Genomic DNA, 20,116 nt, shown 5'->3' with positions numbered 1-20,116 from the left:
AGCCGCACCAACCATCGGGGCATGCCAGCGCGACCACCCTCCCAGGAAGGGAATGCCCATGCTCAGACGCTCAGCACGGTCCCTGCCTCTCCGTACGCTGCCCATCCGCACATCCGGCATCCGCACGTCCGGCATCCGCACGTCCGGCCGGATCTTCGCGGCGGCCGCGCTCGCGGTCTCGGCCATCGGGCTCGGCTCGGCCGCCTCCGCCGCGCCCGCCGGTACCAAGGGAGGGCGGCCGACCATCGAGAAGGATCTCTTCGGCACCGTCGGCGGCACCAAGGTCTGGCGCTACACCCTGACCAGCGGCAAGGTCCGCGTCAGGATCATCACCTACGGCGGGATCGTGCAGACGATCGAGACGCCCGACCGGCGCGGCCGGACCACCAACGTGGCGCTGGGGTTCCGCACGCTCGCCGACTACGTGGCCAACAACAACCCCGGCCCCTACTTCGGCGCCCTGATCGGCCGGTACGCCAACCGCATCGCCAAGGGCACGTTCACCCTCGACGGCGTGACGTACCACCTGCCGATCAACAACGACCCCAACAGCCTGCACGGCGGCGACAAGGGGTTCGACACCAAGGTCTGGACGGCCACGCCGGGACAGACCCATGACGCGGTGTCGCTGCGGCTCGACCTCACCAGCCCGGACGGCGACATGGGCTATCCGGGGACGCTGAAGTCCACCGCGACGTACACCCTGTCCGGCTCGGCGCTGCGCATCGACTACCGGGCGACCACCGACAAGGCGACGGTCGTCAACCTGACCAACCATTCGTACTTCAACCTGGCCGGCGAGGGCACGGGGACCATCTACGGCCACCGGCTCAGGCTGCCCGCGAGCCGCTACACGCCGGTCGACTCGACGCTGATCCCGACCGGGCAGCTCGCTCCGGTGGCGGGCACGCCGCTGGACTTCAGGCGGGCCACGGCCATCGGCGAGCGGATCCGCGACGGGCACCAGCAGCTGGTGTACGGGCGGGGCTACGACCACAACTGGGTGATCGACGGGTCCGGGTTCCGGCTCCACGCGCGGGTCAGCGAGCCGGGCAGCGGCCGGGTGCTCTCGATGTACTCCGACCAGCCCGGCATCCAGTTCTACTCGGGCAACTTCCTCGACGGCACCCTCTACGGGACCAGCGGCCGCGCCTACCGGCAGGGTGACGGCTTCGCGCTGGAGACCCAGCACTTCCCCGACTCGCCGAACCAGCCGCAGTTCCCCTCGACCGTCCTGCGTCCCGGCCAGACCTACAAGACCTCGACGGTCTACGCGTTCTCCACGGAAGGCTCGTGATGAAGAAGATCGATCCCACTGTCGAAGAGGCCGCCGAGACCCTCGGCCTGAGCGGCGTGGCGCGCCGGCGGCTGCTCAGCGGCGCGGGGCTGGTGTCCGCCACCGCCGCGGCCTCGGCCCTTCTCGCGGCGTGCTCGGATGACAACAAGGCCAGCGGCGAGAAGACGGGGGGCGGTGGTTCGGGCGCCGGAGACTTCCCGGAGACGCCCAAGTGGAAGTTCGTGTTCGTCAACCACGTCACCACCAACCCGTTCTTCACCGCGACGCAGTACGGCGCGCAGGACGCGTGCGCGCTGCTCAACTGCGAGTTCCAGTGGACGGGCTCGAAGGAGTCGGTGGTGCCGGAGATGGTCAGCGCGACCAACGCGGCGATCTCCGCCAAGGCCGACGGGCTCGCGGTCGCGGTCGTCGACAAGACCGCGTTCAAGCAGCCGGTGGACAACGCCCTGAACGCGGGCATCCCCGTCGTCTCCTACAACGCCGACGGGGCGCGCGGCGAGCCCGGGACCAACCGGCTGGCCTACATCGGGCAGGACCTGTACGTCTCGGGCTACCAGCTCGGGACGCGCATCGCCGCGCTGATGTCGGGCGGGGACGCGGTCGGCTTCATCGCCACCCCGGGCTCGCTCAACATCCAGCCCCGCATCGACGGCGCCAAGGACGCGATCAAGGCGTCCGGCAAGTCGATCAACTTCAAGGACGTGGCGAGCGGGGCCGAGCTGCCCAAGGAGCTGTCCACCATCGACGCCTACGCCCAGGGGCACACCGGCCTCAAGGGGATGTTCGCCGTCGACGCCGGCTCGACCGAGGCCGTCGGGAAGACCATGGCCAAGTACAAGCTCAAGGAGAAGGGGGTCGCCGCCGGCGGGTTCGACCTCAACCCGTCCACGCTGAACTCGATCAAGGGGGGAAGCCTGGACTTCACCATCGATCAGCAGCCCTACCAGCAGGGTTTCCTGCCCGTGCTGTTCCTGTGGATGTACAAGCTGACCGGCGGCCTGATCGCCCCGCCCGACACCAACACCGGCCTGCTGTTCGTGACCAAGGACAACGTGGACCCGTACCTGACCACCAAGACCAGATACGAGGGGTCGAGCACCAAGCAGCAGCTGCTCAACCGGTCCGGCCCGATCCCGCACAAGTGACCCGGCCATGAGCGACACGATCAGCGGCAAGAAGGAGCAGGCCGAGGTACCCCGTGCACCCGGGCGCCGGGTGCACGGGGCGACCCGGGTCGCCTTCGACGGGTTCATGCGCCGCCGCGAGGCCACGATCCTCGTCGTGGCCCTCGGTCTGGTCGTCTACTTCCAGTACTCCAAGTCGGTGTTCCTCAGCCACGACAACCTGGTGAACATCTCGCAGAGCATGGCGCCGTACGCGATCCTGGCGGTCGGCGAGGTGCTCCTGCTCGTCAGCGGCGAGATCGACCTGTCGGCGGGGATGGTCTTCACGCTGTCGCCGTTCCTGATGCACTACGCGATCGACTACTACGGGGTGTATCCGATCCTCGCCATCGCGCTGTCCGTTCTCACCGGCGCGGTCATCGGCCTGGGCAACGGTCTCGTGGTGGTGGTGCTGCGGGTGCCGTCGTTCGTGGCGACGCTCGGGTCCCTCTTCCTCATCCAGGGCATCACGCTCACCACGTCGCACGCCTACCCGGCGGAGATCCCGGCCGCGGCGGAGAGCCTGGCGTCGTGGTTCGGACGGGCGGACTGGGCGGACCTGATCTGGTGCCTGGCGATCGTCGCGTTCTTCCACGTGGTGCTGACCCGCACCCGCTGGGGGCTTCACACGATCGCGGTCGGCGGCAACCCCCACGGGGCCAGCGAGGCCGGCATCCGCACCGGGCGCATCAAGGTCGGCAACTTCATGATCATGGGTTCGCTGGCGGCGCTCGCCGGGATCCTCGAGGCGTTCCGCACGCAGACGATCGACCCCAGCTCGGGCGGCACCGGCGCCATGTTCTTCGCCGTGTCCGCGGCCGTGATCGGCGGCACCGCGCTGGCCGGCGGGTCGGGGACGGTCATCGGCGCCCTGCTCGGCGCGCTGGTGCTGGCGGAGCTGCAGAACGGCTTCAACCTCATCGGGATCAGCGCGAACCCGTTCAACCTGATCCTCGGTGCGGCGATCATCATCTCGATGATCGCGAACGTGCACCTCGCGAGGCTGCGGAGGGCGGGCCGAACGTGACGGACACATCGCGCACACCGGACACGCCGGGCCCGCACGACGGCCCGCGGGATGCGACGGGCACACCCGCCCTGCGGGTGGACAACATCGCCAAGCGGTTCGGCGCCGTGGCGGCGCTGACCGACGTGAGCCTGCGCCTGGGCAAGGGCGAGGTGCTCGGCCTGATCGGCGACAACGGAGCCGGGAAGTCGACCCTGATCAAGATCCTCAGCGGCTTCCACCGGCCGGACTCGGGCCGCATCGCCGTCAACGGCGACGAGGTGACGATCAAGTCGGTGGACCACGCCCGCACGCTCGGCATCGACACCGTCTACCAGGACCTCGCCCTGATCGACGAGCTGACCGTCTACCACAACATGTTCCTCAACCGGGAGCTGGTGCGCTGGCCGCTGCTCAGCAACCGCGCCATGCGGCGGCTCGCCCGGAAACATCTGGACGAGCTGGGGGTGCGCATCCCGTCCGTCGACGCCGAGGTGGCCAAGCTGTCCGGCGGCCAGCGGCAGGCCATCGCGGTCGCGCGCTCGGTCTACTCCGACGCCCGGATCCTGCTGCTGGACGAGCCCCTGGCCGCCATGGGCGCGAAGGAGGGGGCGCTCATCCTCGACCTCGTCCGCGACCTCAAGGCGCGCGGCGAGGTGTCGATCATCATCATCGCCCACAACTACGCGCAGGTGCTGGAGGTGTGCGACCGCATCAACCTGCTGCAACACGGCCAGATCACCTTCGACAAGGCGACCGCCGAGACCTCGCTGCAGGAGCTCACTGATCTCGTCGTCGCCGAGTACCGCGCGGCCCGCAACGGCGGTGACAACGGCGACAGCGGCAAGGGGAGCCGCTCGTGAACCCGGAGCCGACGCCATGACCGGTCCGATCTCCCGCTCGGTGGTGCTGGAGGCTCCGCATCGGATGCGGCTCGTCAGCGATGAGGTCCCGCGGCCGGGGCAGGGCGAGGCGCTCGTCCGCGTCTCGGCCGCGGGGATCTGCGGCAGTGACCGGGAGCTGTACGAGGGGACCCGGCCCGAAGGGTTCAGGAAGTACCCGATCGTGCCCGGCCACGAGTGGTCCGGGGTCGTCGAGGCGTCCGGGCCCGGCGTGGACCCCGGCCTGACGGGATCGCCCGTCGTCGGGGAGGGCTATCGCAACTGCCAGACCTGTGACCGCTGCCGGGAGGGCGACACGAACCTGTGCACGACGGGATACGACGAGACCGGCTTCACGCAGCCGGGCGCCTTCGCCGACCATCTCGTCCTCCCCGCCCGGCTGCTCCATCCGCTGCCGCCCGGCACCGATCTGCGAGCGGCGGCGCTGCTGGAACCCGCCGCGGTCGCCGTCGCGGCCGTCCTGCGGACCGGCGTGCGCCCGGGGGAGCGGGTGGCGGTCGTCGGCGGCGGGACGCTCGGGCTGCTCGCCGTCCAGGTGCTCGCCGCGTACTCCCCGGCGCAACTGCTGGTCGTCGAGCCGCGGGCCGGCCGCACCGCGCCCGCGCGAGGCTCCGGCGCGACCACCCTGGTCACACCGGCGGACGCGGCGGCCCTGGGGCCGTCGTTCGACGTCGTCGTGGAAACGGCGGGCGTCGCCGGCTCGGCCCGCGCCGCGGCGGCACTGCTGCGCCGCGGCGGCAGGCTCGCGCTCGCCGGTATCCCGGGCGGCCCGTCCGAGGGACTGACCCCCAGCCTGATCGTTGAGGGGCAGCTCTCCGTCGGCAGCGTCTTCGGCATGCCGTCGGCCGCGTGGGTGCAGGCCGTGCGCATGTTCCGCGCGGGCCTGCTGCGGCCGGGCATGCTGATCAGCCACGAGCTGGAGCTGGCGGACTTCGCGAAGGCGCTGCGGCTGGTGGCCGACGGGCACGATGACGACGGCCTCGACGTCGGCAAGGTGCTGCTGCGCCCAGAGACCGCCCCCGAGTGAGCGCCCGGGTCAGCGCCACTGCGAGCCCTTCAGCGCGGAGATGAACTCCCATCCCTTGGAGATCGCCGGATTCGGTTTCGGTGACGGCCGGTGCTCGCCGCGACGTTCCCAATACTTGTCGGCCGCCTTCGGCAGCTGCTGCGCCAGGACTTCTGACTCGGTGCCGGGGCCGGCCTGCAGACGGGGTGTGGTGCCCCGGTCGACGATCCGTGCGGACGTGATGGTGAGCTCGTAGTGGGCCCACTGCATGGCGGCGTTGACCAGGCGGCGGGGCGTGGCATGGATGAGATGGACGTCGGACAGGGCTGTGACGATCAGCAGGATGGGCGCGCCCCGGTCGAGGTTGGCCGCGGTGGGATCGGAGGGCCAGACGGCCACGCGCAGGCGCCGGTCGTCCATCACGCGCAGCTCTCCCCAGTCCGGCACGCAGACGCGGGAGTCCCCGTCCGGAGCCCTGGTGATCATGAGGATGGGGTGCTGGCGAGCCTGGGAGCCGGCGATCGCCTTGATGGCCGTCGAGAGCATGTCGGGCGAGGTTGTCATCGGCATGTCCGCCTTACGTCGAAGGTGCGGATGGCCTGCGGGGGGCCGATCACCGCCGTGACCGGCTCGAAGGACCCCCGCTCATCTCGAACATACATTCGATAATAGCCGATGGGTAGGACACCGTGGCCGGCGTTCTTCACGGTGTTCGCGCCTGGAGCAGGGAGGCGTGGATGCGGCGCAGTTCCGCCGAGGGCTCGATGCCCAGCTCCTCGTCCAGGCGGCGGCGCAGTCGCTCATAACCGGCCAGCGCCTCGGCCGGACGGCCGCAGCGGCCGAGCGCGACGAGCAGCCGCGCCCAGAGCGACTCGCGCAGCGGATGGTGCGCGGTGAGCCGCAGCAGCTCCGCGGTCAGCTCGCGGTGCCGGCCCTCGGCGAGGTCCAGATCGATCCGCCGCTCGAGTGCGCCGAGATACGACTCGACCAGGTGGGCCGACTCCGCCGTGCGCAGCCAGTCCGACTCGATGCTCTCGAACGGCGGGCCGCGCCACAGCGCCAGCGCCTCCGCGACGAGCGGCCGTTCCCCGGCCGCCCCCCGTGCGCGGCCCGCCTCGGTCAGCAGCCGGCGGAATCTCAGCACATCGACCCGGTCGGGCTCGACGTCCAGCCGATAACCCTCGGGCATCGTGCGGACGACATGCGCGCCCAGCCCATGCCGGAGCCGGGTGACGAGAGTCTGGACGCTGCGCCTGACGTTCACGGGTAGGTCCTCGTCCCACAGGGCCGACGCCAGCCGCCGCACCGGAACGGTGTCGTTCGCCGAGACGGCCAGCACGGCCAGCAGTGTCCGTACGCGGCCGCCGGCAAGGCGCACCGGGCGCCCGTCCTGCCGCACCTCCAGCGGTCCCAGCAGAGCGATGGTGATTCCTCGATCGTTCACGCGCTCACCCTCGGCCACCGGAACACCCTCAGGCGTCCGCCCGGCGGCGACATGGGGAGTACGCCCCCCGACGCAAACGCGCCGAGGGACCTGGTGTGAACGGAGTACCTCAGGCGTCGGCGGACGCGGTCGTGAGCACGACCTTGGAAAGACCACCCGCCGGCGACTCTGGCCCAGGTCGAATTTCTCAGGGACGCCTGCCGGGGCTGTGGTGTGCAGCAGACTGAAGTCTCACCGGCACAGGCGGGAGCGAGGCCATCAAGGAAGACCGTGGCGTTGAGCTGATGTTGACCGGGCTGCTGGAGGCCAGCCACCTGGCGGCGGTCGAGCAGGTGCCGGATCTGGTCGCCCGGTACGCCCGCCAGGCGGGCATGGACGAGGTGCTGATCTACTTGGCCGATCTGCAGCAGACCGTGCTGCGGCTGCTGCCCGGCCGGGCGGGCGCCGATCCCGAGATCGCCGAGCTGAAGATCGACACCACGCTGGCCGGACGCGCCTTCCAGGACGTGCGCATCCTGTCCAAGAACGACCCCGACGGGTGGGTGGAGTACTGGGTGCCGCTGCTGGACGGCACCGAGCGCCTGGGAGCGCTACGCGTGCGCACGGCCGGGAGCGACGTGACCAGTCCCATGCGCCATCTGGCCTCGCTGGTGGCGTTGATCCTGGTCAGTTCCCGCACCTACAGCGACTCCTACGCCCGGCTGGTGCGGACCCGGCCGATGAACGTGGCCGCCGAGACCCAGTGGAACCTGATGCCGCCGCTGACCTTCGCGAGCCCCAGCGTGGTGATCGGGGCGGCGCTGGAGCCGGCCTACGAGGTCGGCGGGGACGTGTTCGACTACGCCATCGCCGGCGACACCGTGCATCTGGCGGTCTTCGACGCGATGGGCCACGACGTGGCCGCCGGGCTGGCGGGCAACCTGGCGATGTCCGCCTGCCGCAACCAGCGCCGCCAGGGCATGGGCCTGGCCGACAACAGCGAGGGCATCGAACGCATCCTGCTGCGCGAGTTCGGGCGGGACACCCGGTTCGTCACCGCGATCATGGCCGATCTCGACACCACCACCGGCCTGCTCACCTGGATCAACCGCGGCCATCACCCGCCGGTGGTCATCCGCGGCGGCCGCTGGAGCACCAAGCTGCCCTGCCCGCCGTCCCACCCCATGGGCCTGGATCTCGGCCGCCCCGTCACCGTGTGCACCGAGCAGCTGGAGCCGGGCGACCGGGTGCTGCTGTACACCGACGGCATCACCGAGGCACGCAACCGCCACGGCCAGGAGTTCGGCCTGCAACGCTTCATCGACTTCGTCATCCGCCACAGTGCCGACGGCCTCCCCGTCCCCGAGACCCTGCGCCGCCTGATCCGCGCCGTGCTCTCGTACCACGACGACAAACTCCAAGACGACGCCACCGTCCTCCTGGTCGAATGGCACGGCCCCGCCACCACAGCCGTTGACCGGCAACAATCACCCAGTTGACCCCTGAAGCTCACGCTGCGAACGGCGTGGCTGGGTCTTAAAACGTTTTCGATTCCATGGCAGCCCCTGTCCTTCCGTAGCCGCGTATTTCGCCGCTTGTGAGTGCGTCCAGCGTCTGATCTGGGGGTTGACGTGTGGTTGTCGCCACACCTACGACGCTCACGCTAAATGGCAGGTGATTAAAACGTTTTTAAACGGTCCGGCCTTCGCTGAAGGAGTGAGTAGTGACAATCGGCAGGAGACCGGCATGTTCCGGCGCGGCACTGGGCCGTCCCGCTGGCGGCGCGTCACCGTCGGCCTCTCGCTCACCGCGCTGGCATCCTCGATCCCGGCGGGCGCGACGCGGCCGCGGCTCCTGTGGGCACGGACCGGTTCGCGCAGGAGTTCTCGGCGGGGCCGCGAACGTCCGGGGCCATGTTCCGCTGGTGGTGGCCCTCGTCCGCGAAGGCCTCGACCGCCGTCGCGCAGCTGCGCCAGGTCGCCGCCGCGGGCTACAAGGGCGTCGTCACCACCACGACCAAGATGTCGCCGCCCAGCTACGAAGGTCGCCGACGACGCCGGCGCGCTGGCCGAGCTCGCCAGGCGAGGACTGCGCCCCGACGCCGACATCGCGGACAAGGGCGTTACGGCGGTCGTTCGCCATGACGGCCGCAACACCTGCTACGTGCTGGTGAACCGCACGACGAAGGCGATCACGACCACCGCAGCGCTCACCGGCGCGCCGGGCACCGTGCCCTACGCGCTGGACCCGTGGACGGGCAAGATCACGCCCATCGGCGCCCGCACGTCCGTGACCGTGGCACTGCCGGCGGGCGCAGCGAAGATCATCGTGCTGGCCGGACGCACGTTCGCCGCCGGCCGGCCCACCACCACGACCGACCTCGCCTCCCAGCAACTCGGAAACTGGACGCTGGCGCTCGACGAATGGCTGCCGGGCGGCCCTGGCGATGCCTCCTCGAGGAAGAGTCCTCTGCCTGGGCGTTCGTGGTGCGGTGCGCCGTTCGGAAGACGATCCGCGGGTGCGACGGAGTACAGGTGATCGTTGATCGCTCCGCTCGGAGGGAAGCCGCATGAGAGACACGAGACGTTGACCCCAGGCGTGGGGGAGCAGACGTCCGACGCCGAGCTCGCCGCCCGCTTCAAGCGGGACCCTGACTCGTTCACCGATGTCTACGACCGCTACGTCCAGGACATCCACCGGTACGCGGCCGGGCGGCTGGACCCGCAGTCGGCCGAGGACGTCGCCGCCGAGACGTTCTGCGTGGCGTTCGACCGGCGGGATCGGTTCGACCCCGCACGCGGCCACCTGCGCCCCTGGCTGTTCGGGATCGCCACGCACCTGGTGGCCCAGCACCGGCGCAAGGAGGCCCGGCACTTCCAGGCGCTCGGCCGGGTGGGCCGCGAGCGCCCCGCCGAGGCCCACGACAACCGCGTCGTCGCGTCGGTCACCGCCCAGCGGATGCAGCCACGACTCGCCAAGGCCCTGGCCGGATTGTCCCGGGGGGAACGCGACGTCCTGCTGCTCGTGGCCATCGCCCAGCTCAGCTACGAGGAGGTGGCCGAGGCGCTCGGCATCTCCCCGGGCACGGTCGGCTCCCGCCTCAGCCGCGCCCGCTCGAAGATCCAGAAAGTGATCAAGAAGGAGGAGCTCCATGGATGACCTGCGAAGGGTGGCCGACGCGCTGGCGGCACCGGACCTGTCGCCGGACGCGGTGGCCAGGGGCCGGCACCGGTTGTCGAATCGGATGCTCGGTCCGGCCGCCCGCAGGCGGCGCCCTCGCGTGCTCGCGGCGATGCTCGGGCTGGCCGCCACGGCCGCTGCGGCGGCCGTCGTCGTCACGACGCTGGGCACCACATCGCCCACCGGGACCCCGAACGGCCCCCCGTCCGAGCAGTCCGGGCGGCAGCTCCTGCTCGTCGCCGCCACCACGGCGGCGTCCCAGCCCGCGGGATCCGGCACGTACTGGTACGTCAAGACGATCGAGGAGAACAAGAAGACCTCGTCGAAGCCCTGGCGCGGCGTCCTGGAACTGTGGACCCGGCGGGACGGGGCGCAGTGGAGCGGATGGAAAGGCACCGTCCTGAAATCCGACGGCGACGACGCACCCTCGGTCTTCCAGGTCGCCCGCACCGAGCTGACCTACGACCAACTCCAGAGGCTGCCGGCCACCGCCGACGGGCTCACCGCGTGGATCAACAACTCCGTGGGCGGCGGGCTGCCTGCCGGAGGCGAGCGGACGTTCGTCCCGGACACGCTGATCGAGCTGCTGTACCGGTTCCCCGCTCCGCCGAAGGTCCGCGCCGCGGCCTACCGGGCGCTCGCCGCGCTTCCGAACGTCAAGGGCGCCGGGGCGGTCAAGGGCGGCCGCGGCCTGCTCATCAACGCCGGCACCACGGACGAGCAGAAGCTGGTGTTCGACCCGAAGACGTCCCTGGTCCGCAGCGTGAACACCACCGGAACCACCCGGTACCACCGCGTCACGGTCCTCGCCGCGGAGTGGACGAACACCCTTCCCAAGGTCACCCCGCACCCGACGCTGCCGCCGGGCCGCGGCTGACGCGAGACCGACATCGCTCCGGAGAGGGCTTGGGCCTTCGGCCCCTTCCGGAGCGATCGCATGTCCAGACCCGAACATCCCTAAGGAGAGTGGATGAGATTCATTGTGAGAAACGCCCGGGGAAGGGTGGTCACCGGAGTCGGCGTCGCCCTGCTGGCGGGCACGCCGGCCGCCGCACCGGCCGCGCCGGCGTCGGCCGCCGGCCCGGTGGCCGCCGACAGGGTCGCTTCGAGCGGAGGACGCTGGGTGACCCTCGTGACCGGAGACCGTGTCCTGGTGGGCACGCGAGGGCGAGGCATGGCCCGCGACGGGATCGTGAAGGTGGTGCCCGGCGAGGGCCGCACCGGGATGCGGTTCCGGCGGTACATCGACCGGGGCGACACCTACGTCGTGCCGATGGACGCGCTGGCGCTGATCGGCCGCGGGCTCGTGGACCGGCGGCTGTTCGACGTGACCGGCCTCATCCGGGCCGGTCACGACGACCGTGCCCGCCAGGACGTGCCGCTCATCGTCACCGGGACCGGCAAGGGCGTCGCCGCGGCGAAGTCCGGGACGTCGGCCGCCGGGGCCGAGGTCGTCCGCGAATTGCCCAGTGTGGCCGGGGTGGCGGTGAGCCAGCGCAAGGCGGGTGCGGCACGGTTCTGGGACGCGATGAAGGGCGGATCCGGCCAGGCGGCGCGGCGCGGCCGGTCAGCCGGCGGCCTAGCCCCGGAGCTGACCAGGATCTGGCTGGACGGGCCGGTGCGGGCCGCGCTCGACAAGAGCGTCGCCCAGATCGGCGCGCCCGCGGCGTGGAAGGCCGGGCACACCGGCAAGGGCGCGACGGTGGCCGTGCTGGACACCGGCATCGACGAGACCCACCCCGATCTGACCGACGCCGTGGCCGCGTCCAAGGACTTCACCGGCGCGAGCACCGGCGTCGCGGACGGGCACGGGCACGGCACCCACGTCGCCTCGACGATCACCGGCAGCGGCGCCGCCTCGGACGGCGAGCACGCCGGCGTCGCCCCCGACGCGAAGCTGCTGGTCGGCAAGGTCCTCGGCGACAGCGGCAAGGGATCGGACTCCCAGATCATCGCCGGCATGGAATGGGCCACCCGGCAGCACGCCTCCGTGGTGAACATCAGCTTGGGCAGCACCTTTCCCGGCGACGGCACCGGCGTCCTGGACCAGGCGGTGGACCGGCTGACCGCCGACACCGGGACGTTGTTCGTGGTCGCGGCCGGCAACGACGGCCCGAGGGCGCAGTCGGTGGCCGGCCCCGGCACCGCCGACGCCGCGCTGACCGTGGGCGCGGTCGACGACGCCGACGGCCTGGCCTCCTTCTCCGCCCGGGGGCCGCGCAAGGACCGGCCCGCGATCAAACCGGAGATCACCGCGCCCGGTGTCGGCATCGTCGCCGCACGCGCGAAGGGCACCGCCATCGGCGAGCCCGTGAACGACCGGTACACCGGGCTGTCCGGAACCTCGATGGCCGCCCCGCACGTCGCCGGGGCGGCGGCGATCCTGGCCGCCGCTCATCCGGACTGGAAGGCCGGGCAGCTGAAGGCCGCGCTGACGGGTTCCGCCAAGCCCGGCGCCGGACTCAGCGTCTACGAGCAGGGCGCCGGACGGCTGGACGTCGCGCGCGCCGACGCCCAGCGGGTGCGGGCGACCCCCGCCACCGTCGACGGCGGCATCGCGCAGTGGCCGCACGCCGACGACAAGCCCGTCACGGTGCCGATCACGTACCGCAACGACGGAAGCGAGCCGATCACCCTCGACCTGGCGCTGGACGTGCGGGACCAGACCGGGGCCGCGGCGGCCGACGGCATGTTCACCGTCTCCGACCGGCGGATCACGGTCCCGGCGGGCGGCGAGGCGAAGGCGACGGTCACCATCGACACCACCGGCTCCGGCAGGGACGGCCTCTACGGCGGCACGCTCACCGCGACGGGAGACGGCGCCGTCGTGCGCACGCCCGTCGGGATCACCAAAGAGGTCGAGAGCCACGCCGTGACGTTCACGACCAAGAATTTCGACGGCGCGCCCACCGACCTGTACGGCGTCTGGCTCGTCGACGAGAAGAACCAGAACTACTCGCCCTACGACCCGTCGGGCGCCGTGACGGTCAGACTGCCCAACGGGACGTACTACCTCAGCGCGACCGTGTTCTCCGGCGAGGGCGAGGACTACCGGCAGACCGCCTTCGTCGAGCCGGCGTTCACGGTGTCCGGCGACACCACAATTGAGCTGGACGCACGCGACGGAAAGCAGATCGCCGCAACGGTGGACCGCCCCGGCCTGCGATCCGGGGGCAACTCCGCCATCGGCTACTTCCGGACGTTCCCTGAGGGAGCATCGGTCGCGGAGACCTACAGCATGGACTCCCTCGACGGCTTCCTCGTCCGGCCCTCACGGACCAAGGTGCCGGCGGACCAGTTCACGTTCGCGGCGAAGACCCAACTGGCCGCGCCCACCCCCCAGGGCTTCACCGGCCCGTACCTCTACCACGTCCAATGGACCGAGACCGGGAGCATCCCCAACGACCCGGTACGGCACATCGCCGACAAGGAACTGGCGAAGGTCGAGAGCGAGCACGCCGTCACCTCGGGGACGGCCGGCCTCCGCGACGGCATGGTCTCAGTGCCTCTTCCCGGCCGCCTCACCGAGTACTACACGCCGGACGTGTCGTGGGTGGGCAGCTTCCGCGAAGGTGACTTCTCCTACCAATCGGGAAACAGCCGGACCTTCCAGAAGGGGAAGACGTACCGCGAGCGCTGGAACTCGGCGGTCTTCGGCCCGGCGGACCCGTCCGTCGAGCCGATCATCCGGCGCGGAGGCGACACGCTGGCCGTCGAGATCCCGCTCTTCTCCGACCAGACCGCCAACCACGTGGGCGTCGGCGCCACGGACGAGGCGGGCATGACGCTGTACCGCGACGGGCGGAAGATCGATGAGACGTCCGACGCGTTCTACCACGACTTCACCCTGCCCGCCGACCCCGCGTCCTACCGGCTCGACGTCGCGGCCGCCCGGAGCGTCTCCAACCTGTCGACCCGCGTGAACGCCACCTACCACTTCGGCTCGCAACACATCCCAGGCAAACTGACGCCACTGCCGATCCTGGGCATCCGCCTCGCGCCCCGCCTCGACCTGCGCAACCAGGCACCCTCAGGCACACCGTTCAGCTTCCCCGTCCACATCACCCGGCAGACAGGCGCGAGCACGCTCAAGACGCTCACCGTCGAAGCGTCCTTCGACGACGGCCGCACATGGCAACCCGTCCCCCTCACCGGCCAGGGCGACCACCGGACGGCCACCCTCACCCACCCCAAGGCCAAGTACGTCTCGCTACGCGCCAAAGCCACCGACACAGAGGGCAACGGCACAGAGCAAACGATCATCCACGCCTACGCGCTGAAGTAAACCCGAGAAACACGAACGCCCAGGATGCCGCTGCCTGGGCGTTCGTGGCGTGGATCGGCAATCGAACCGCAAAGACAACGGCCCGACAACCGAACGGTCGGCCCGCGCTCGCATGTGTCCGCAACACCGTGAAGCCCGGGGCGAGCGGTGTAGCCGTGAAAGCCGCACCTGGCGGTGGAACGGCTTGGAACGCCTATGAGGGTGTCGTCGAATCAAGGAGACATTCGTGTCATCCGTATTCATGAGAGCGCGTGCTGCCGTCCTGGCCGCCGCGCTGCTTTGCGTCCCGGCTCTGGCCCCGTCCCAGGCCGCCGCGGACCCGGTGTTGCCACCCTCGGGCGTGCTCTACGTCACCAACGCGGGTTCCGGTGACGTCTCGTCCCTGGCGATCGGCCCGCAGGCCACCCTGTCGCCCCTGAACACACCCGTGTCCACCGGTGGCTGCACCCCACAGAACACAGGCCCTGGCTGCACCCCGCGAGGCATAGCCCTCACCCCGAACGGGGCCACCGCGTACGTCGTCAACAGCGGCTCGAGCACGCTGGCGGTGTTCCGGGTGGGAGTGCGGGGCGCGCTCCAGCCGCATCCGCAGCTGTTCAAGACCGGTAAGGAGCCGTGGGGCGCGACCGTCGCGCCCCACGGCCGCACCCTGTACGTCACCGACACCGCCGACGCGACCATTTCGGCGTACCGCATCGGCGTCGACGGCACGCCCAGCCGGTTCGGCGTATTCCGCACCACCTCGGACTCTCCGAAGCAGACGGTGCTGTCCCCGGACGGGCGCTTCCTCTACCTGTCGTACGCGAACGCGGACGAGAGCGAAGACAGCCCGTCGCGGCCCATCACCAGATACACCGTCCTGCCGGACGGATCGCTCGGCCCCCCGCAGGACGTGGCGAAGGTCGGGCCGGCCAACTACGGGATCACGATGAGCCCGGACGGCGGCCTGCTGTACGCGACCTCGAACGTCGCGCAGAACGTGCAGGGGTTCCGGGTCGCCGGTGACGGCTCGCTGAAGCCCGTGCCCGGGTCGCCGGTCACCGTGCGGGACCCGGTCGGCCTCAAGGTCACGCCCGACGGGAAGCACCTGTACATCGGCGCCAACTTCGACCCCGGCTCGCCTCCCGACAGCGGCCTGGTCGGCTTCACGATCCAGCCCGACGGCTCGCTCACGCCGGCCGCCGGCTCGGCGCCCGAAACCGAGGGCACCTCGACGGTCGCGATCACACCGGACGGCCGGGACATCTTCGCCAACATGCAGGACGCGAGCCGGGTGGTCGCGGCCACGATCGGAGCCGGCGGCACGCTGAAGCCGGCCCCCGGATCGCCGTTCCTGACCGGCGGAAAACACCCGCTGAGCCAGTCACTAGCCGTCCGCCCGGCCCCCGCGACCATCCCGCGGTAGGGCACGGAAGCGGAAATCGGCCTGAGAAGTGCGAACGCCCAGGTGGAGGGATCATGGCCTCTACCTGGGCGTTTGTCATGGGAGCGGGCGACGGGAATCGAACCCGCGTAGCCAGTTTGGAAGACAACGGCGCACGATCTTGTAACCAGCTAGCGCCCAGCTCAGCGCCACACACCCATGATCCGCCAGTGACTGTGATCCCCGTAGATGACCGACCTGACGGGCACGATCAGGGCACGTCCATCGCGCTGATCCGGTGAGGAACCTAGGCTGTCACGGCAGCGTCTCTCTAGAGAGATGACAACAAGGACGAGCGATGCGTAGACCGAGTCCGGAGCAACGGCGGACAGCCCTTGTGGTTGGACTTGCCGGGTGGCTTGCCGCTCTCTCGGCCGTGGCTGGCTACATTGAGGACGACGGGGCACGCGTTCTGGTGGTTGCCCTCTTCGCCATGTCCAGTGCTGCGGCGGCTATCCCTTTCAAAAAAACCCGCAAGCGATGTCTTCTACTATTAAAAAAGCGCGAAAGGCACATTGGTAGCAAGGTGCGCGTCTAGCCGTGAGAGGCGTGCGGCGTAGCCGCTGTTCTTCCCCTCACCTTCCTCCCCCCGCCCCGATGAAAGCCGCACTTAGCGGCGGACAGGTTCCGTCAAGGGTCGAGCTTGCTCGATCACGCAGTGACGCCCTTGGGCGCCCTTGACGGGTTCTGGCTGCCGCTCACTCTGAAGAGATCGGGTCGGGGGGCCACATGCATTCCAGCCCAGGCTGCAACGTCCCTTCGCTATGGGGTTAGGCGCCTTCGGCCGTGACTACGTGAGCGGGCTGCCGTCCAATGTCGTAGGCACCCGTAGGGCGAGCAACGCGAGTTGGCCGGCGGCCTGCGCCCGTTGATCAGAAGCGTTGGCGGTGGCGCGGCCTGGTGACTGCCGTTCAGCCGGGTGACAAGTCGGGGCGTCGCCGATGCGCGGCCGGGCGCGCGCCGCTGGAGACCGGCGCCCACGCCGCACGCTCCGGCGGCGCTGGCGGCGGGCCGCGCCAACGGCGCGAGCGCCGCCGCCCTTGATACCTAAAAGCTCAATTCGGCAATGATCGCTGGCTGTTTAGCGCTGCACGCTGAGCAGGGCGCGCATGGTTTCGGTGGGGGTGACGCAGCGAAAGCCGGTGTCGTCGTCGAGCATGTCGGCGGAAGCGTCATTGAAGGTGGAGGGTGTGCAGCGTAGGAACGGGCTCGTGAAGGCGCTGCCCTTCAGCTCATGGCGACCGGGTGTGGTTTCGGTGGCGCACCATTCCCAGGTGTTGCCGCACATGTCATAGATCCCGTAGGGGCTGACGCCAGACGCGTAGCAGTCAACGGGCGTGGTGGCGCGGATGCCGTGTTCGCGACAGTTCACCTTGGCTGGCGTGCGCTGGCTTCCCCAGGGGTAGATGTCGCCTCGCGTTCCTCGGGCTGCCTTCTCCCATTGCTGGCTGGTGGGGAGCGTCTTGGCGGACCACTGGGCATAAGCGTGGGCGTCGTGCCAGGTGACGAAGACGACCGGGTGATTGAGGAGGTCGCCGGGTGGTTCGCCGTTCTCCCAGTGCTGGGGCGGCTTGTGGTCGGTGGCAGCGACGAAGCGGGCGTAGTCAGCGTTGGTGGTCGGGAAGACGTCGATGTAGAAGCCGGGCACGTAAATGGGCTCGTTGTCAGGTCCGGCGAAAAACACTCCGGCCTCGACCAGGGCCATGAGCTTGCCGTCGATCGGGTGGCGTGCCTGGTGCTCGTCGCCTATGGGGATGTCGGCATCGGGGGAAGAATCCGCAGGGGTGTCAGCAGAGGACAACGCGTTCTCCTGTGTTGGCGCGGCTGGCACAGTGAGGCCGATCGACTCGGCGAATCTGACCTGCTCGTCTGGCGTGCATGCTGCCAGGAAGGTATCCAACGCTCGCTGGTTAACTGCTCGGGGGGTGATGTTCTCGCCTCCGGCCTCCCACTTGGAGACCATGCGTTCGCTCACGCCGAGTTTGGCGGCAAAGTCCAGGAGGGTATGGCGGCCTGCATCGCGGAGGGCTCGGATCTCGCGGCCGGTCCATCGCTGCACGGTGATGGGCATCTCGGGGGGCTCCGTTGGGGGGAACGGGTCGTCAGAGTGCTTCGGGCGGGATCTCTTCGTACTCCTTGCGGAGCGTGTCGAATATCGCGTGTTCGGCAGGGAACTCCACGTCATTGATGGCCGTGATCGCACGCACGCCAACGGTGGTGTTGGTTGCGAATGCCGCTTCCATACGTGGCAGATCGGAGACGTTGACCGGGCCGAGTGAGGTGCGGTCGTGTACCTGCTGGAGAAGTCGCATGGTGACGCCTTGTAGCACTTCGGCGTTGGGCCAGATGACTTGGTCGCCGTCGAAGAAACCGATGTTCCACGTTGCGCCTTCGGACACGAAGCCGTCGTGATCGGTGAAAAGCGAATCGTCAAAGCCGTCTAGCTGGGCGTTGCGGCGGTGCCAGATGGCCCCGAACAGGCCGACGTGCTTGACCTCGGGAAGATCGCGGACGTAGGTAGCTGTCTGCACGCGTTGCGGCGGCATGGGCAAGGCGCCAGCGGGACGGGTGGTGACGAGCACGCTGGGCTCGGCGTCGGCGCCGGGGCGACCAAGTTCAAGGCTGGGGTCGTAGATGGTCACTCGGGTGACGAAGGAACCTTCTCGGCCAGAGATCGCCTGTCGGATGAGCTCGCGGACGTGTTGGCGGTCCAGCTCGGAGCCGAAGAGTGTGCGGCAGTCGCGGACGAGCCGTTCGAGGTGATGGGAGAACCCGCGGATTCGCTGGTTGTCCACACGCATGGATGTGAAATGTCCGTAGTTGACCAGGGCGAGCGATTTCAGCTCGTCCGTTGTTACTGGGGCGCCGTTGAGTTCCGCCATGTGCCCAGTTTGTCAGCAGGCTGGCTCGACTTCACAGCCCAGGGTGCATTAGCCCTGGTCAGAGGTCTGGGTGCAGTGAAAGTTCGGTGCTGAGGCGGTGCCGGGACGTGGGAAAACACTTGATCGGCTACGAGTCTAAGTGTCATGAGCAATGACCGAAGGGCTGACAAGTGTCCCCATTGCGGCGATCGGGGCTGGAAGTTCATCAGCGCTCGGCGGGGTGTTCTTGTCGGCCTGCCTCGTCCAGGTCAGGGCCCGGAGCCTGACCGGATCGACTGTCAGTGGTGCAGGCCGGGGCGACGGGTCTCGGCGGCGTGATGAAGCTGCGGGACCGGTGACGCGGACGGCCGATCTGTGACCCTGTTCGTCTTCGGGCTGCTGGGGTGATCGACGGCCTTCCCCACGCATCACCGGTCCCGCTTCCATTCCAGGAGGTAGGGACGATGAACGACACGGCACGGTCGGCGGCCACGCATGCGGCTTGGCGCGGGTACGCGGCGGCTTTGGTCCTCGACCTGGAGGTGCGGGGCCTGGCGGGCCAGGTGTTGGCGCATGGCGCGGTACAGGCGAGCAACCCGGCGGGTGAGCCGGACAAGGATGACCCGCGCGGCCAGTTGATGAGCGTGGGCATGCGCCAGGAAGTGTTGTGCCGTCCGCACCCCGAGGACGGCGAACTTTGGTGGTGGTGGGCCTGGTCGGGGCCGACCCGCAAGTCTGCTCCGGAATTGGAAGCGTTGTGCCCGGCTGAGGAGACCAGCCGCGCGGCGGAGCGGATCGAGTGCGTCTTGAGGGTGCCGTTTGCCGGTGGTGTCGAGCGGTGAACGAGCCCCGAAGCGGAGAGGCATGGCAGCCGGTCGCTGAGCAGATCGAACAGGAGTTTCCCGGCGTCAAGGCGTGGTACGGGGCGGCGACGGGTTCCTGGTGGGCGCTCACCGGTGGCCGGTTGGTGGAGGCGATTACCTCCTATGAGTTGCGGTCGGCGGTTGCGCGGCCGGGAGCGTGGCCATGGCCTCGGTAGACGGTGTGGAGCAACGGGAGCATGAGCCCGGCCATGACGGGGTCACGCCACAGTGCCCGGTCTCGTGCCTGGGAGTGGCGACGGTGGCGGACGTGGTCACGGTGCTGGCCATGGCGGGACGCCTGATGGCTACGGCGGATGAGGCCGCTGCGTTGGACGACGGGGCGGTTCCGCATCGGCATGAACGCATCGGACCGGACTGCCCGCTTGATTGCCTGGACCTGTCGCCAGCGGTGCCCAACGCGCTGGAGTGGCGTTTCAAGCACGGGAAGGGCCAGAAGATACGGACTGTGGGCGACCTGGTGCTGTTGGTAGACAGCGGGGAGTTGCGGCGGGTGCGGATGATCGGGCCTCGCCGTCACGGTGAGGTGTGCACGGCGTTGATCGCTGCGGGGTTCTCGCTCTATATATCTCCCTCGCTGCGGCGCTGAACGAGCAAACCGGCCCCTGTGGTGGGGCGGGGGTCGTGACGTTCTTGCATGTCACCGCTACAGTGCTGCTAGTGCACTCATGCACTCAAGCAGCGGAGTC

General features: G+C 69.6%; 17 protein-coding genes. 13 read left to right on the top strand and 4 right to left on the bottom strand.

Translation table 11 applies throughout. The annotated features are described in order from the left end of the window. The first annotated feature begins 58 nt into the window (after positions 1-58). The 5 genes from ACGFNU_RS30300 to ACGFNU_RS30280 are packed head-to-tail and all read left to right on the top strand — an operon-like array spanning position 59 to position 5,395. Entirely contained in the window at positions 59-1,297 is a 1,239-nt protein-coding gene (locus ACGFNU_RS30300) for an aldose epimerase family protein (protein ID WP_392599080.1), read from the top strand. Next, complete coding sequence (locus ACGFNU_RS30295) at positions 1,297-2,442, top strand: sugar ABC transporter substrate-binding protein (RefSeq protein ID WP_392599078.1); 1,146 nt, start codon at positions 1,297-1,299, stop codon at positions 2,440-2,442. Before ACGFNU_RS30300 ends, ACGFNU_RS30295 begins: the two co-directional genes overlap by 1 nt. A 7-nt stretch (positions 2,443-2,449) precedes the next feature. Further along, a complete protein-coding gene (locus tag ACGFNU_RS30290) occupies positions 2,450-3,487 on the top strand; it encodes an ABC transporter permease (RefSeq protein WP_392599076.1) in 1,038 nt (345 codons plus the stop codon). Then, entirely contained in the window at positions 3,484-4,329 is an 846-nt protein-coding gene (locus tag ACGFNU_RS30285; RefSeq protein ID WP_392599074.1) for an ATP-binding cassette domain-containing protein, read from the top strand. Before ACGFNU_RS30290 ends, ACGFNU_RS30285 begins: the two co-directional genes overlap by 4 nt. Positions 4,330-4,345: 16 nt before the next feature. Continuing rightward, positions 4,346-5,395: a zinc-binding dehydrogenase gene (locus ACGFNU_RS30280; RefSeq protein WP_392599072.1), complete on the top strand. Its 1,050-nt coding sequence runs from the start codon at positions 4,346-4,348 to the stop codon at positions 5,393-5,395. A 9-nt stretch (positions 5,396-5,404) separates the two neighbouring features. On the opposite strand, the gene ACGFNU_RS30275 is transcribed toward ACGFNU_RS30280, so the two are convergent. Next, the gene (locus ACGFNU_RS30275; RefSeq protein ID WP_392599070.1) at positions 5,405-5,944 is read right to left on the bottom strand and encodes a hypothetical protein; all 540 of its coding nucleotides are present in this window, start codon (positions 5,942-5,944) and stop codon (positions 5,405-5,407) included. Between the two features lie 133 nt (positions 5,945-6,077). Continuing rightward, complete coding sequence (locus ACGFNU_RS30270; RefSeq protein WP_392599068.1) at positions 6,078-6,818, bottom strand: BTAD domain-containing putative transcriptional regulator; 741 nt, start codon at positions 6,816-6,818, stop codon at positions 6,078-6,080. A 284-nt stretch (positions 6,819-7,102) separates the two neighbouring features. On the opposite strand from ACGFNU_RS30270, the gene ACGFNU_RS30265 reads away from it, so the two are divergent. From ACGFNU_RS30265 to ACGFNU_RS30240, 6 genes are all read left to right on the top strand, one after another. Beyond that, positions 7,103-8,296: a PP2C family protein-serine/threonine phosphatase gene (locus ACGFNU_RS30265; protein WP_392599067.1), complete on the top strand. Its 1,194-nt coding sequence runs from the start codon at positions 7,103-7,105 to the stop codon at positions 8,294-8,296. Positions 8,297-8,966: 670 nt separating this feature from the next. Next, complete coding sequence (locus tag ACGFNU_RS30260) at positions 8,967-9,335, top strand: hypothetical protein (RefSeq protein ID WP_392599065.1); 369 nt, start codon at positions 8,967-8,969, stop codon at positions 9,333-9,335. Positions 9,336-9,395: 60 nt separating this feature from the next. Then, positions 9,396-9,956 carry an RNA polymerase sigma factor gene (locus ACGFNU_RS30255; protein ID WP_392599063.1) on the top strand — a complete coding sequence of 187 codons (561 nt, stop codon included), beginning with the start codon at positions 9,396-9,398 and terminating at the stop codon, positions 9,954-9,956. After that, positions 9,949-10,854, top strand: coding sequence for a CU044_5270 family protein (locus tag ACGFNU_RS30250; RefSeq protein ID WP_392599061.1), 906 nt, complete (start codon positions 9,949-9,951; stop codon positions 10,852-10,854). The genes ACGFNU_RS30255 and ACGFNU_RS30250 overlap by 8 nt, the downstream gene beginning before the upstream one ends. 93 nt (positions 10,855-10,947) lie before the next feature. Then, positions 10,948-14,262, top strand: coding sequence for a S8 family serine peptidase (locus ACGFNU_RS30245; RefSeq protein WP_392599059.1), 3,315 nt, complete (start codon positions 10,948-10,950; stop codon positions 14,260-14,262). Positions 14,263-14,503: 241 nt separating this feature from the next. After that, a complete protein-coding gene (locus ACGFNU_RS30240; RefSeq protein WP_392599057.1) occupies positions 14,504-15,667 on the top strand; it encodes a lactonase family protein in 1,164 nt (387 codons plus the stop codon). A 1,099-nt stretch (positions 15,668-16,766) separates the two neighbouring features. Here the strand turns inward: ACGFNU_RS30240 and ACGFNU_RS30235 are convergent. After that, on the bottom strand, positions 16,767-17,756 hold the full coding sequence (locus ACGFNU_RS30235) for an SUMF1/EgtB/PvdO family nonheme iron enzyme (protein WP_392599055.1): 990 nt from the start codon (positions 17,754-17,756) through the stop codon (positions 16,767-16,769). Between the two features lie 31 nt (positions 17,757-17,787). Then, positions 17,788-18,567: an aminotransferase class IV family protein gene (locus ACGFNU_RS30230; protein ID WP_392599053.1), complete on the bottom strand. Its 780-nt coding sequence runs from the start codon at positions 18,565-18,567 to the stop codon at positions 17,788-17,790. Positions 18,568-19,010: 443 nt separating this feature from the next. On the opposite strand from ACGFNU_RS30230, the gene ACGFNU_RS30225 reads away from it, so the two are divergent. Next, positions 19,011-19,388, top strand: coding sequence for a hypothetical protein (locus tag ACGFNU_RS30225; protein WP_392599051.1), 378 nt, complete (start codon positions 19,011-19,013; stop codon positions 19,386-19,388). Between the two features lie 280 nt (positions 19,389-19,668). Beyond that, complete coding sequence (locus ACGFNU_RS30220; protein ID WP_392599050.1) at positions 19,669-20,016, top strand: hypothetical protein; 348 nt, start codon at positions 19,669-19,671, stop codon at positions 20,014-20,016. The last annotated feature ends 100 nt before the right edge of the window (positions 20,017-20,116 follow it).

Origin of the sequence: Spirillospora sp. NPDC048911 (genome assembly GCF_043198015.1) — a bacterium.
Taxonomy (GTDB): Bacteria; Actinomycetota; Actinomycetes; order Streptosporangiales; family Streptosporangiaceae; genus Spirillospora.
Note: the sequence above shows the minus strand (reverse complement) of the source record. Positions and strands in the feature narration are given on the sequence as shown.

Excerpts from the sequence above, each read along its gene's own strand:
- ACGFNU_RS30300 (WP_392599080.1), top strand. The coding sequence starts at position 59 with ATGCTCAGACGCTCAGCACGGTCCCTGCCTCTCCGTACGCTGCCCATC.
- ACGFNU_RS30295 (WP_392599078.1), top strand. The coding sequence starts at position 1,297 with ATGAAGAAGATCGATCCCACTGTCGAAGAGGCCGCCGAGACCCTCGGC.
- ACGFNU_RS30290 (WP_392599076.1), top strand. The coding sequence starts at position 2,450 with ATGAGCGACACGATCAGCGGCAAGAAGGAGCAGGCCGAGGTACCCCGT.
- ACGFNU_RS30280 (WP_392599072.1), top strand. The coding sequence starts at position 4,346 with ATGACCGGTCCGATCTCCCGCTCGGTGGTGCTGGAGGCTCCGCATCGG.
- ACGFNU_RS30275 (WP_392599070.1), bottom strand. The coding sequence starts at position 5,944 with ATGCCGATGACAACCTCGCCCGACATGCTCTCGACGGCCATCAAGGCG.
- ACGFNU_RS30265 (WP_392599067.1), top strand. The coding sequence starts at position 7,103 with ATGTTGACCGGGCTGCTGGAGGCCAGCCACCTGGCGGCGGTCGAGCAG.
- ACGFNU_RS30250 (WP_392599061.1), top strand. The coding sequence starts at position 9,949 with ATGGATGACCTGCGAAGGGTGGCCGACGCGCTGGCGGCACCGGACCTG.
- ACGFNU_RS30245 (WP_392599059.1), top strand. The coding sequence starts at position 10,948 with ATGAGATTCATTGTGAGAAACGCCCGGGGAAGGGTGGTCACCGGAGTC.
- ACGFNU_RS30240 (WP_392599057.1), top strand. The coding sequence starts at position 14,504 with ATGAGAGCGCGTGCTGCCGTCCTGGCCGCCGCGCTGCTTTGCGTCCCG.
- ACGFNU_RS30235 (WP_392599055.1), bottom strand. The coding sequence starts at position 17,756 with ATGCCCATCACCGTGCAGCGATGGACCGGCCGCGAGATCCGAGCCCTC.
- ACGFNU_RS30230 (WP_392599053.1), bottom strand. The coding sequence starts at position 18,567 with ATGGCGGAACTCAACGGCGCCCCAGTAACAACGGACGAGCTGAAATCG.
- ACGFNU_RS30225 (WP_392599051.1), top strand. The coding sequence starts at position 19,011 with ATGAACGACACGGCACGGTCGGCGGCCACGCATGCGGCTTGGCGCGGG.